Source organism: Ulvibacterium sp. (assembly GCF_965248315.1).
GTDB lineage: Bacteria > Bacteroidota > Bacteroidia > Flavobacteriales > Flavobacteriaceae > Ulvibacterium.
The window spans coordinates 1,572,790-1,585,138 of sequence record NZ_CBDFIX010000002.1 but is presented as its reverse complement, the minus strand read 5'-3'; the positions used below and the strand labels follow the sequence as shown (position 1 = coordinate 1,585,138).

At 40.0% G+C, this 12,349-nt stretch carries 12 protein-coding genes and 1 tRNA gene; 4 read left to right on the top strand and 9 right to left on the bottom strand.

The features are described from left to right. Positions 1-48: 48 nt before the first annotated feature. The 9 genes from mobB to ACP2AF_RS08280 all read right to left on the bottom strand — a co-directional run bounded on the left by mobB (position 49) and on the right by ACP2AF_RS08280 (position 7,177). Positions 49-1,080: a MobB family relaxase gene (gene mobB / locus ACP2AF_RS08320; protein ID WP_149304584.1), complete on the bottom strand. Its 1,032-nt coding sequence runs from the start codon at positions 1,078-1,080 to the stop codon at positions 49-51. Between the two features lie 11 nt (positions 1,081-1,091). After that, positions 1,092-1,472: a BfmA/BtgA family mobilization protein gene (locus ACP2AF_RS08315; protein WP_149304583.1), complete on the bottom strand. Its 381-nt coding sequence runs from the start codon at positions 1,470-1,472 to the stop codon at positions 1,092-1,094. 439 nt (positions 1,473-1,911) lie between these two features. Continuing rightward, positions 1,912-2,109, bottom strand: coding sequence for a hypothetical protein (locus ACP2AF_RS08310; RefSeq protein ID WP_149304582.1), 198 nt, complete (start codon positions 2,107-2,109; stop codon positions 1,912-1,914). An 11-nt stretch (positions 2,110-2,120) separates the two neighbouring features. Then, a complete protein-coding gene (locus ACP2AF_RS08305) occupies positions 2,121-2,501 on the bottom strand; it encodes a DUF6876 family protein (protein ID WP_149304581.1) in 381 nt (126 codons plus the stop codon). Between the two features lie 76 nt (positions 2,502-2,577). Beyond that, a complete protein-coding gene (locus ACP2AF_RS08300) occupies positions 2,578-2,925 on the bottom strand; it encodes a single-stranded DNA-binding protein (RefSeq protein ID WP_149304580.1) in 348 nt (115 codons plus the stop codon). Between the two features lie 732 nt (positions 2,926-3,657). After that, a complete protein-coding gene (locus ACP2AF_RS08295; protein WP_149304579.1) occupies positions 3,658-4,494 on the bottom strand; it encodes a DUF932 domain-containing protein in 837 nt (278 codons plus the stop codon). A gap of 17 nt (positions 4,495-4,511) precedes the next feature. Continuing rightward, positions 4,512-4,670, bottom strand: coding sequence for a hypothetical protein (locus ACP2AF_RS08290; protein WP_157518033.1), 159 nt, complete (start codon positions 4,668-4,670; stop codon positions 4,512-4,514). Between the two features lie 254 nt (positions 4,671-4,924). Next, positions 4,925-6,712: a ParB/RepB/Spo0J family partition protein gene (locus tag ACP2AF_RS08285; RefSeq protein ID WP_166250241.1), complete on the bottom strand. Its 1,788-nt coding sequence runs from the start codon at positions 6,710-6,712 to the stop codon at positions 4,925-4,927. A 383-nt stretch (positions 6,713-7,095) separates the two neighbouring features. Further along, positions 7,096-7,177: transfer RNA gene (locus tag ACP2AF_RS08280), tRNA-Leu, on the bottom strand. A 208-nt stretch (positions 7,178-7,385) separates the two neighbouring features. On the opposite strand from ACP2AF_RS08280, the gene ACP2AF_RS08275 reads away from it, so the two are divergent. The 4 genes from ACP2AF_RS08275 to ACP2AF_RS08260 all read left to right on the top strand — a co-directional run bounded on the left by ACP2AF_RS08275 (position 7,386) and on the right by ACP2AF_RS08260 (position 12,346). Next, a complete protein-coding gene (locus ACP2AF_RS08275; RefSeq protein ID WP_425235760.1) occupies positions 7,386-8,774 on the top strand; it encodes a dipeptidase in 1,389 nt (462 codons plus the stop codon). A gap of 183 nt (positions 8,775-8,957) precedes the next feature. Continuing rightward, on the top strand, positions 8,958-9,323 hold the full coding sequence (locus tag ACP2AF_RS08270; protein WP_425235759.1) for a BlaI/MecI/CopY family transcriptional regulator: 366 nt from the start codon (positions 8,958-8,960) through the stop codon (positions 9,321-9,323). A 2-nt stretch (positions 9,324-9,325) separates the two neighbouring features. Continuing rightward, the gene (locus ACP2AF_RS08265) at positions 9,326-11,218 is read left to right on the top strand and encodes a M56 family metallopeptidase (RefSeq protein WP_425235758.1); all 1,893 of its coding nucleotides are present in this window, start codon (positions 9,326-9,328) and stop codon (positions 11,216-11,218) included. Between the two features lie 24 nt (positions 11,219-11,242). Further along, the gene (locus ACP2AF_RS08260; protein ID WP_425235757.1) at positions 11,243-12,346 is read left to right on the top strand and encodes a serine hydrolase domain-containing protein; all 1,104 of its coding nucleotides are present in this window, start codon (positions 11,243-11,245) and stop codon (positions 12,344-12,346) included. The last annotated feature ends 3 nt before the right edge of the window (positions 12,347-12,349 follow it).

The window sequence follows — 12,349 nt, the reverse complement described above, 5'->3', positions numbered from 1 at the left end:
AAAGAACAGGCACAACGACATAAATCATTATTTCTACCAATGACCAGCTCATATCCCAATAGAACTTGATTTCACTGCGATTTCAGCACCTTTTCGTAGCCGCTTAAACACTCGAAGCGCCAATTGCGCCTTACTGGTCGGGATGTTTGGGATTAACGGAATACCCGACTTGCCCATCATCTTAAAAGCCAAAGCCTTTTCATTGGCTGGCAATTTCATCAAAGCGGCGAAGTACAACTTGGGATTCTTTACAAAATCTTTTTTCGCTTTGTAAGTTTCCGCATAGTTGCGTTTGTAGGCGAAAGTCTTATCGAATGTCTCTTCTGCTTTCGTGAAAAATGCATCCCTATCAAAACCTCGTTTTACTTCTCTGCCGTGCATCTTTACTTCAGAGGCTTTGTGTTTACTTCCTGGGGAAAGACTGAAGGAATTGGAAGCGTCCTTCCGGCTGACTATAATATGGATGTGGCTTTGGTTTCCGGGTTTCTTCATTCCCTGGACAATTCGCTTGCCATTGAGTTGGTGTGGTGCTTCCTTTTCTAACTTCCTAATTTTTAATTTCAACCGTTCTATATTGCCTGTTGCCTGACCTTGTTGAATGCGCCTGACTTCTTGTTTCAATTCAAGAATCTTGGTGGCAAAAGTTTGGTTTTCTCGCACCTGAAAATCCGTTCCTTTAAAAGTCCGTTGGTGTTCGATTTTGGCGAAGTATTTAATGTCATCTACCGTAACTGGTCGCCCATTGATTTCCCGGTTGAAACTGGCTGCATAATCCTTCATCAATTCCCGGGTATATCGTTTTAAATCTTCACTATTGTTTTCGAGTTTTCGCAATTCATATTTGGATGGACTCACCGTGATGGAATAGAATTTAGGTTCTTTCTTTTTCAGCTTGGCAGTGTTACCATCAATTTCTTTGACCACTTCTTTAGCTGAAATCTCATCGCCATATTGGTTAAAAAAATGTTCCATCTCTTCCTTTTCCAAACCTTCATTTTCCTTTTCGAGATAGTCCACAAAATCCGCTGAGCTCTGCGAGTAATTCGTTCCTAATTTTTGTGGGGTGATGTTGATGTACATAGCCTGTATTTTTAAAGTTGGTTTGAATTATTTCGCTTTTCGCGAAAGCGCACTTCGTTCTTTTCCTCTGCAAACTTCTTTTCCAAAATCAACGGTTTTTTCTTTGTTTCTTCCATCTCAAAAAGAGATTGCAACATTGCGACTGTGGGTTTCGTCTGGGTCTTTTCGACATCGCGCATTATGGCAATGACGGCATTGATACGTTTCAATAATTTAGCTTCAATGGTACGTCCTGTTGGTCCTAAATTTTCCTTGGGTGAAATCTCGTTGTAGAAGAAAAAGTCGAGAATGGCTTCCATTGCCTCGGTATGGGTCTTGAAATGTGTTCTTGAGAATTCCTGAAAACGTTTTGCCGTTTCCTTCTTGAATCTGATGCCGATAAATGTGTCCATATTTCGCCGATTTGTCGCAAATCCTTCCCGAAAAATGGACGTTTTGAGGGCATTTGTCGCAAATTGCTGAAAATCAAAAAATTTAAAATAAATTTAAACAATTGATTATCAATAATTTGAAAACGAAAAGGAATCCGTAACATCGCGCAGCGTGTTACCCTCTTGCTATTCCTTTTCGTCAGCCGAAGGCTGACAAAAATCCATACAATCCATCCGACCTACGGCGGATAATTGCCATTTTTAGGGAAAATAAAATTTCCGATACGTTAATTTTCGATGGGTACGGTTATCGGCGAAAGTCAAAAAAGTGGATAACCCTACATTAAATTATGTGCTGTATTTCAGCAAAATAAAGATACGATTTTTTCGTGATTATGAATGCACTAAAAAAGAAAACACCCCTGATAATTCAGAGGTGCAATTCTTTCAAAAATATCATTCAGATATTAAATACATAGGTATAGGAATAGAGATTCCTTAACGCTTCTTCGTCAAGCATTTGGTCTAGATTGGTGTGATGTTTGGTGGCATAGTCCATCAAATCCTTGCCGTATTTTTTCTTGACATCTACCTTGGAATTGGCAATTAATCGCTCTTGAGTTTCCTCGCTCAAATCAGTAAAATTTAGATAAATCATAGCTTCAGTATTTAGTATTCGCTTGGTAACATCAGCGTATCGTTCACAAAGAACATCCGCAATTCATCCAATGGAAAATCAGTGGAATTGTAGCGGTGGGTTTCTAAAACGTTGCTGTTTCCATCGCTGTAAATGATTTCAGCTTCATACCCTGTGTAGTCCTGTTTATCTTCGGACATTCTTTTAAAGTCAATCGTGATAAATTCACTTCGGTTCATCAGACTTTTAGCGATTACCGACGCATCCGTTATGAGCCAAAAACATTCAGCGACTTCGGCTAAATATTTTAAACCGTCAGTAAATCGGGTTTTCAAAAGCGGTATTTGGTAGAACATTTCCGTTCCCGTAAAAAATTGCAACCGCTCTTTTATTTCGTTAACTTGTGTCTTCATTGTGATTTCGATTTAGAAATTAAGAATGAAAAAGAGGGCGAAACTTTCCACAGGTGCGCCCTCTTTGTTTTTGTTTTTACTCGTTGCCATTCTTTGTACCCAACAATAGGATTTCGTTGGCTTCGATTTCGGTTAGGTATCGTTTGATACCGTCCTTGTCCTCATAGCTTCGGGATTTCAGTTTTCCGCTTACGCCTACCTCTTTTCCTTTGACTACATACTTCTCTACAATTTCAGCAGTCTTGCCCCAGGCAACCACGGTATGCCATTCGGTGTTTTGCTCTTTTTCGCCTTTCTTGTTCTTATAATATTCATTTGTGGCGAGTGAAAAACGGGCTACCTTGCTTCCGCTTTCAAGGTTCGTAATGGTTGGCTCTTGACCAACGTTTCCAATCAGTTGTACGTGATTTCTTAAAGTACTCATAACTAAAATTTAAAGATTAATAATTCCCCTGTTTAATTAAATTGAGATGAAATTTTAAGGGGTGTTTGTTTGATTTCTTACGTGCGTAGCACAATGGGTGACGTGGGTTTTGTCAAGACTTTCAGGGAATAAATCAGGTGTGTCTGCGACGTAGTAAAATGCTCGCATTTTCAAGGAAGTAGATACCTTATTTTTCGCTGAAACTTGTCACGGTCTTTACAAGTTCCATAAGGGCATTAGCAATTCTTTTAAAGCCGGTCGTGAGTTGAGCGTACGGGAAGTTAAGCGAGGCGAGCGATCGGGTTTAATTTAGAATTGGTTATGCACTGCCTGTTTTTCGATGCCCCGAAAAACATTCAAGGCTTCATCCATTATAAACCCCTTAAAATGTGTGGGCCGGTGCCGTGGTTTTTAAGAATTTTCGAGCAAGGGCTCAAGAAGTTCTTGCCGTAAATTCTGTTAAGAAAATCGAGGTGCTGGCCTTCCGATTTGGTAAGGCGGACTTAATTCACAATTTTCGCTCTGGAATGAAGTGTTCCTTCCCAGCCTAAGCGGGAAGGGTTAGCGAAATGGAAAGCTGAAATTGGGGATTGTGTCCAAGATATTTGCAGTGAAGCTCTTTTCCCGGAATGTAGGGAAACGGAATGCAGGGGAATGTGCTGAGTGGTTTTAGTAGTACGGATTTGTAATAATGGAAAATCCAGTTTAAGGTACTGGATATACCTTTTAAAGCTATGCCAGGGCATACACTTCATCGAACAACTTTTTATCCAATAGTTCCTGTTGGCCGAAACTCTTTTTCAGCACATTGTGCAATACCGAATTAAAGGCATTATAACCTAACCAGAGATTTGGTTCTTCATCAAGTAAAAGAGCTTCGTAATTGAGGATTTCCAAAACCTCTCTCGACTTCTTCGATGGGTCGCTGTTTTTATCGCTACATTCATAGCGGAACAGTTTGGTTCTGTCAAGAATGGCTTTTACGAATTCTTTAGTATCGATGATTTTAAATTCCTTCATCCTATCAAACTTCTTGGTTATGGTATAGAATTCATTGTCAAGAAATTTATCAAACAGGTTGTTCAACCTTGGCATTATGAGGTCTGTATTGTTCCTGCTGTGCTTTATCGAAAATTCGATTTCAGCTTGTGAGACGTGAAGTCCGTTGGAACATACTTTTCGATAGAATCCGAAGTGGCCAGAGGTCTTTTCGCTACCATCATACGAGTTCTTGAACCTTAACATTGGCAGTATCAAGTCCTTATCATTCTTAACCGTAAACTGGCTTTTGTCGTCTATGATAAAATCGGTAATGAAAGACCTATCATTTTTGTTGATGGTGCGCTTGTGATAATTTAATCCGGCATCAGTCAACATTTCCTCTGCTTTCTTGAAGAACAGTTGGTTCGGTATGTGGCCATAACTGTTTGATACCACGTTAACGATTTTGCCATTCGAAATGATGGCATTTTCAAGTCCGCGACGGGATTCCATCTGGGTCAGGTTTTTCAAAGATTTCATTTCGTTTGAAACGAAAATCTCATCTTGTTGCAAATTTTGTAAATACATAGCTTTTGAATTTTAGGTTAAACAATTTGTGATAGCAGAGCGTAATACTCTGGATGCTTCTCTCTATAGTAAGCCAGATGACTTTCGGCACCTTCAATGATGTAATTTTCCTTACTGGATTGATAATGTACTTCGGCTTCCTCGACCGAAATCTTTGCTTTTGATGCTTGTTCCATAATGTTGAAATTTTAGTTAAACAATATTTGAGCATCACCCAAACGGAAGCTAAAATCACAGCTCAAAAGGAAACGGAATAAATAAGAAGAGGGATGCGCGCAACGGCTTTATGCCGTAGTCTTTTGATGGGTGTATTTTACGAGTTTACCTTTGCGCTGATATTGATTGATGCTTTCTCTTAGTACCCTTTTGTTAATATCATAAAAAGAAAAAGGGCCGACACGAATGCCGACCCTTCTTCAAACAACAAAAGCTAATCCTTGAGCTCTTGGATTTTCTTTTCAAGAACTGCGATACGCTCTTTCAAACGTGCTTCACGCTTGTTTCGTTTCTCAGCATAGCTCTTCTCAATGTCTGCAATCTTGGATTTGTAATATCCCTGCATCGCATAGTAAAATGAAATATTCGTGAGGTTATTGTTATGGTTGCTTTCGCTAAAATGTACTTGCTTCGTGAGCATATACCGAATCAACTTGTGAAAGATTTCCTTTTTGAAATTCTTCTTGAAATGCTCGACTATTTCAACCCTGGACATTTTCGATGTTTTGGCGAAAAATCCTGAAAAGCATTTTTGCCGGCTCATATAGTCCACATTGTTTTCAAAGAGTGAAATGGAAAACGCAACCATTTCATCTACCGAAAGCGTTTTTTTGGTATCGATATAATCCGTCTCACGAATCATCTGCACCACTTCCTCAAATTGCTTGTTGTTTTCAATCTGTCGCTTGCGGATTTCACGCTCGTTGATTTTGATGATTTGTTCTTCGGGCGTACAATCTGCCATTTTCCTATTGGCCAATGGTGCTGAATATTCAGAAGAATCATTCTTTAATTTCTCAATCACTTTTATGAAAACATTCTTGTTTTGATATGTTTCAGGATGGAAGACGATACCATTTACAAAACCATTCTTTTCTGCTGAACAATACGTTTTCAGTTCTTCCTTATATTGCTGAATAGCCTCTTTGAACTCTGCTTTCAGTTCATCCTCGGAATAATCATAATGCTGATATTCAATCTTAATGGCATCCATTGTCGGCTCGATAGGATTCTCTATAATTTCGACATCGTCCAGCAAATAGACTTTCAATCCATTATTTTCCAGTTGGGAAATAACGAGCTGATTTTTTTCTTCATCAGCCCAGTACTGTCTTATTTCAGGAATGAGCAAAAGGTTTTTTTTCTTGGATTTTTCAATAAGGTTCAAGAACGATTTGGTCTTTTTCGTCTCAAAACAGGGCGATTTCGTACAGACCATCTTGCCTTCACCAAAAAGGTTACCTTGATTCGCAGCATTGAATGGACATTCTACACAAGAACCCGCTTTAACCACCAAAGTCTTATCGGCTACATCAAAGGGTGCTTTTTCCAAATCATAGGTTCGATTGTTTATCATTCGGTTTATCTGATGTGCATTGAAGTCTTCGCCCATCGTTTCCAGCATCATCTGTTGTTCCTCTGGCTCAAAAAGTGCGACACCAACACCTAACGAAATGGTCATTTCACCATTGCGAACAAAATGTTTGAAACCGTCAATCAATCCAGCCAACTTCAAACGTTGTCTTATGAAATTGTCGGTTCTTCCCAAACGCTTTGCGATTTCAGAGGGTTGATATTTGTCGCTTAGATAAGCTATCGCTTCGGCTTCTTCGGTAGGCTCTACGTCCTTTCTTTGCAAGTTTTCGATGATTTGAACTTCCAACACTTCATCGTTTTCATAAGTTCTTACTATACTGGGAATTGTATTCTTTCTGGCAATCTTGCTTGCGCGAAATCGTCTTTCGCCCATAACGATGATAAAGTCCTTTCCAGATTTCCGAACCGTTATCGGTTGTAGCACACCAAACTCTTTGATACTATCCGAGAGCTGTTGTAGCTGTTTTTCATCAAAGGTCTTTCTCGGTTGCTTGGGGTCAGGCTTAATTTTGCCAATTGGAATGTTCTCGATTTGAAGTACCGGAACTTTTTTTCCGTTAACTTCTTTCTTCGCAGTAGTTGTTGTACTTCTACGCTTTCTTGTGGTACTTGCTTTTGTTGTCATAATACTCAAATTTTAGATTAAACAATATTTGAGCAGTGAACCAAACGGAAGATAAAATCTTGGCTCAAAAGGAAACGGAATAAATAAGTATGGACAGAAGCGGTGGCTTTATGCCGTAGTCTTTTGATGGAAGTATTTTACGAGTTTAACTTTCGGGAATATTGTATGATAATAAACTCCAAATCGAAGAACAAGAGTCGAGAAAACCTAAATTCTATGAATTTATATTGATTGACATAGTGGTTAATATCAAATGGAATTATATGACACTAAATCAAAGTTTATCTTGAAAATAGGTCAAATGTTGTACCTATGTTGTACCCGTGCTTTTTTTTGGTCAATTTTCAAAGTAAAAAAGCCGAAGATTTCTCTTCGGCTTTTAGTGCGGGTGAAGGGACTCGAACCCCCACACCTTGCGGCATCAGATCCTAAGTCTGACGTGTCTACCAATTCCACCACACCCGCATAAAGTGCAAATTAACACTTTTTATTTGGATAAATCCTAAGTCTAGCGTGTCTACCAATTCCACCACGCCCGCAATTCAATACATTCTTTCACGGTTATATTTCGCAAAAGGATTGCAAATATAAAGTAAAAATCCTATTCCCTAAATAATTCGATAGGCAAAAAACTTCTTTTTTGTAACTTCGGTTTAAACTCAAGTTCCTGCAAATGGAGAATATTACCAACTACATTGAACAAAACAAAGAACGCCTACTAAACGAGCTCATCCAACTTTTAAAAATTCCGTCCGTAAGTGCGGATTCAGCCTTCTCACAAGATGTCATAGACATGTCCGAGGCGATAAAAGTAGCTCTGGAAGAAGCCGGTTGCGATCAAGTGGAAATCTGCGAGACAGAAGGCTACCCTATTGTCTACGGTGAAAAAATGGTTGATGCCTCCTTGCCCACTATTTTGGTTTATGGTCATTACGATGTACAACCGCCAGATCCTTTGGATCTTTGGAAATCTCCCCCGTTTGAACCCGTCATAAAGGAAACCGAGCTACATCCCAAAGGGGCCATTTTTGCCCGGGGATCCAGTGATGATAAGGGTCAAATGTATATGCACGTAAAGGCATTGGAGTTTATGGTAAAAACCGATCAATTGCCCTGCAATGTAAAATTCATGATCGAGGGTGAAGAAGAAGTAGGCAGTAACAGCCTTACCACTTTTGTTGCCGAAAACAGGGAAAAGCTGGCCAATGACATTATTTTAATATCGGATACGGGTATGATCGCCCCAGATGTACCTTCCATCACTACAGGACTTCGTGGATTGAGTTATGTTGAAGTAGAAATAACGGGGCCCAATCGCGATTTACATTCCGGACTTTATGGAGGTGCCGTTGCCAACCCTATCAACATCCTTACTAAAATGATTGCTTCGCTCCACGATGAAAACAACCATATTACCATTCCTGGATTTTATGATAAGGTAGAGCAACTCTCACAAGGCGAACGGACTGAAATGGCAAAGGCCCCCTTCGATTTGGAGGAATACAAAAAAGCGCTGGACATTGAAGCCGTATATGGTGAGGAAGGGTTTACTACCAATGAGCGGAATTCCATAAGGCCTACACTGGATGTAAACGGTATATGGGGCGGCTATATAGGTGAAGGTGCCAAAACCGTTATTGCCAGTAAGGCCTACGCTAAAATTTCGATGCGATTGGTGCCCGATCAGGATTGGAAGGAAATCACTGAACTTTTCAGTAAACATTTTGAAAGCATCGCCCCTAAGGGTGTACGCGTAAAAGTTACGCCGCATCACGGAGGTCAGGCCTATGTAATGCCCATAGATCATACAGGATACAAGGCCGCGGCAAAAGCCTATGATACCTCTTTTGGAAAATCTCCCGTTCCACAGAGGGGCGGGGGCAGTATCCCTATCGTTGCCTTGTTCGAAAAGGAGCTAAAAAGTAAAACGGTCCTTATGGGATTTGGCCTGGATAGTGATGCCATTCATTCACCAAATGAACATTTTGGGGTTTGGAATTACCTCAAAGGCATTGAAACCATACCTTATTTTTACCATTATTTTACCGAAATGAATTCGTAACGGGATTTCTTCAAAATCAAGGGTGCTGGGGGTAGTGAAGTCCCTAACATCAGGCCAAACCAAAACTACGGATTACTTCCGGGAAGAACGGAAGTTCATTCAAAATTTTAATTGTATCTCTACATTTGTAGAATTAAATAATTTATTCTATTTTTGTAGAAATTATTCTAATTCTGTAGAACAATGAAATTGACAAAGGCCGAGGAAGAACTTATGAATATACTCTGGAAGCTCAAAAAAGCTTTTATGAAGGATTTGTTGGATGCGTACCCTGAACCTAAACCCGCAACAACAACTGTAGCCACACTTTTAAAACGTATGACGGACAAAGGATTTGTGGCCTATACCGCTTTTGGACGGTCCCGGGAATACTATCCCACGGTAAAGAAAAAAGATTATTTCTCCAGACATGTGAACGGATTGATCAAAAACTTTTTCGACGATAGCCCGGGCCAATTTGCATCATTTTTTACTCAGGAAACGGGACTTAGCAAAGAGGAACTGGAGGATTTAAAGAAATTGATAGATCAGGAAATAAAAAAGAAGTAATTATGTTGATGTACATTTTAAAGTCGAGTGCATGTCTCGCTCTTTTTCTGATTTTCTACAAAATCTTTTTGGAGCGTGAAAAAATGCATGTTTTCAAGCGCTTTTACTTGTTGATATCCCTAGTACTAGCGCTCACCATTCCCACTCTTACCTTTACGGAATACATTGAAACTACCACAGGAAGTGTAGAAATTCCATTGGGATTCAATTCCGATGCGCAAGAAGCATCCCAGACCATTTCATCGGATTTGAGCGCTATGAACATCCCTTTGTTCCTTTGGACCATCTATCTGTTTGGCGTATTATTTTTTGCTCTTCGTTTTGCAAAGAACCTGTCCAGAGTCATAGGACGAATACGCAGCAATCCTAAATTCAAGAGGAACCAAAATATTTATGTACTGCTCTGGGAAAAAATTGTGCCTCACACTTTCTTTAATTTCATTTTTTTGAGCAAGTCGAAATATGAGACTCATTTGATTCCAAAGGAAGTACTGTTGCATGAGGAAGCACACGCCCAACAAATGCATAGTTTGGATATTCTTTTTATCGAAGTATTACAGGTTATTCTCTGGTTCAATCCGTTATTCTTTTTTGTAAAGGATGCCGTTCGATTAAATCATGAATTTTTGGCGGATCAAGCCGTTTTAAACCAAGGAGCGTCCTCTCCCTCTTATCAAAGTATTCTTTTGGCATTTACCTCTCCGTCAAACTATGAAAACGATCAACCATGGTTAGCCAATGCCATTAATTATTCATCAATCCGTCTAAACGTGCTTGGTAAAAAATTTGAATTTATAAGCCCGTATAGGCAAGTCAAAAAACGATTTGCGGTCATGAAAAAACAAACATCGAAACACATCATTTTACTCAAAAGCTTTCTGCTTCTTCCATTGCTTGCAATATCGCTTTATAGTTTTAGCGATAAAAAGGTAATCCTTACTGAAATTACGGATTTGGAACTATCCAGGATAGATAGTATCCAAGAAAATATAACAGGAGACATGATCAAAGAATACAATGCCTTGGCTAAAAAATACAATGATGTGTTCGTGGACGAACGAGCTGTAAAAAGCAAGGATATTTTACGTATGGAACATATTTATCACAGAATGTCCCAAGCCCAGAAAAATGAATCCGAGCCGCTTCCTAAATTTGCCGACCCCTTACAGGAATCACAAGAGGGTGCTACCCCGGAACAAGTAGCGCAATACAATGCCTTGGCCAAAAAATACAACGCCATGATCGAAACTGAGGAAAACATCTTCATAAAAAAGTCCGACGTAGAACTTCTGGAATATCTGCATAGCCTTATGACCGAAGAACAAAAAAATACGGCAGAACCTTTTCCGGATTTTCCAGACGCGCCGGAACCCCCTATTCCACCCGCCCATGAAGTGGCGGAGATTCAGGAAGAGGTGGAAAAGCTGGCCGCCCTGATGGCAGAAAAAGTGGTAGAAGTAAGACAGCAAAGATCCGAAATGGCGGAGATGGAAATTGAGATAGAAAAACAGGAAGCGCAAATGAAGGAACAGGCCGTTGCCTTGGAAAAACAACATGCCATGATGGAGAAGGAATCCCTGGAACTTCAGGAACAAGCACAGAAAATGGAAAAACAGGACAAATTGATGGAAAAGGAATCCCTGGAACTGGAAAGACAGGCCCGAAAATTGGAGCGAAGCGTCCCGCCCCCGCCACCTCCGCCAGAACCTGAATCACCCTTGGAATTCGTTAAAAAAATGAAGAAAAAAAATGCCATCTTTTATCACGAAGGGAAAAAGATATCTGCTGATCAAGCCCTAGAACTTCTTAAAAACAGCAATGACATTAGCATCAATTCCAAAGGCTCGAAAGGGAAGCGTCCTATCGTAGAAATATCCACCGGCTCTTCCCACTAGTAGACTAATTTTAATACCATCATCATGATTTTGCCAATAGCAAAAACGTTGTCCTGGATAACTATGCTCTTATTTCTATGGGTCGGTAATCCTTACATAACGGATCATACGCCTAAAACAGAACCATCCTTTTCGAATAAGAATTTGGAAAAGTATCTGCAATCATTGGAGAAGAAGGGGTTTTCCGGAACTATTCTTATAGCAAAAAAGCAGGAAATCATTAAGCACCGTGCCTATGGTATGCGTGATAAAGCCGAAGGGTTAAAAAATCAAAAAAACACCATTTTCGACATCGGCTCCGTCACAAAACAATTTACCGCAGCCGCTATCCTAAAGTTGGAGATGCAGGGGAAATTGTCGGTAAGTGACCCCATTTCCAAATATTTTGCGGAAATACCTAGGGATAAAAAGGAGATTACTATCCATCAGCTTTTAACACATACCTCCGGTCTGGTAGCAAGTGTTGGTAACGACTATGAAGAAATCAGTGAGAAGGATTTCCTAAATCGGGTCTTCGCATTGGAATTAAAATCACCTGCAGGCCAAAAATTTCGCTACTCCAATGTGGGTTATAGCTTGTTGAGTATCATTATAGAGAAGGTAAGCGGTATACGTTACGAAACCTACCTCAACGAAGCACTTTTTAATCCGGCTGGAATGCAAAACACGGGTTATAGGCTCCCTACCTGGGATTCCAATTCCATTGCAAAAGGATATTCAAAAAAGAAGGAGCATAAAAAACCCAATGAAGAGCATTGGGGCAAGGACGGCCCTTTTTTGAACCTTAAGGGGAATGGCGGAATCCTGTCCAATGCCAAAGACCTATTTAAATGGCATACAGCACTTCTGGGCAATGCTATATTGGACGAAAAAGCCAAGGAAAAGTACTTCTATCCCCATACACCGGAAGATGCAAGTGGAGAATCCTTTTATGCCTATGGTTGGGTAAATATGCCCTTTGGCCCAGATAAGACCGCTATTTGGCATAACGGAGGTAACGGTATATTCTTCGCAGACTTTTGGCGATTTATACAAGAAGATATTGCCGTCATTGTCTTATCCAATAAGTACAGGGGTGCTAAGGACGATAGCATCGCCGAAAAAATTTCAACAATCATTTTACAGTAATAC

What these genes read in the sequence shown, in the direction of transcription:
- ACP2AF_RS08300 (WP_149304580.1), bottom strand. Translation starts at nt 2,925, where the DNA reads ATGAGTACTTTAAGAAATCACGTACAACTGATTGGAAACGTTGGTCAA.
- ACP2AF_RS08285 (WP_166250241.1), bottom strand. Translation starts at nt 6,712, where the DNA reads ATGACAACAAAAGCAAGTACCACAAGAAAGCGTAGAAGTACAACAACT.
- ACP2AF_RS08260 (WP_425235757.1), top strand. Translation starts at nt 11,243, where the DNA reads ATGATTTTGCCAATAGCAAAAACGTTGTCCTGGATAACTATGCTCTTA.
- ACP2AF_RS08290 (WP_157518033.1), bottom strand. Translation starts at nt 4,670, where the DNA reads ATGGAACAAGCATCAAAAGCAAAGATTTCGGTCGAGGAAGCCGAAGTA.
- ACP2AF_RS08305 (WP_149304581.1), bottom strand. Translation starts at nt 2,501, where the DNA reads ATGAAGACACAAGTTAACGAAATAAAAGAGCGGTTGCAATTTTTTACG.
- ACP2AF_RS08270 (WP_425235759.1), top strand. Translation starts at nt 8,958, where the DNA reads ATGAAATTGACAAAGGCCGAGGAAGAACTTATGAATATACTCTGGAAG.
- ACP2AF_RS08275 (WP_425235760.1), top strand. Translation starts at nt 7,386, where the DNA reads ATGGAGAATATTACCAACTACATTGAACAAAACAAAGAACGCCTACTA.
- ACP2AF_RS08265 (WP_425235758.1), top strand. Translation starts at nt 9,326, where the DNA reads ATGTTGATGTACATTTTAAAGTCGAGTGCATGTCTCGCTCTTTTTCTG.
- ACP2AF_RS08315 (WP_149304583.1), bottom strand. Translation starts at nt 1,472, where the DNA reads ATGGACACATTTATCGGCATCAGATTCAAGAAGGAAACGGCAAAACGT.
- ACP2AF_RS08295 (WP_149304579.1), bottom strand. Translation starts at nt 4,494, where the DNA reads ATGTATTTACAAAATTTGCAACAAGATGAGATTTTCGTTTCAAACGAA.
- ACP2AF_RS08310 (WP_149304582.1), bottom strand. Translation starts at nt 2,109, where the DNA reads ATGATTTATCTAAATTTTACTGATTTGAGCGAGGAAACTCAAGAGCGA.
- mobB (WP_149304584.1), bottom strand. Translation starts at nt 1,080, where the DNA reads ATGTACATCAACATCACCCCACAAAAATTAGGAACGAATTACTCGCAG.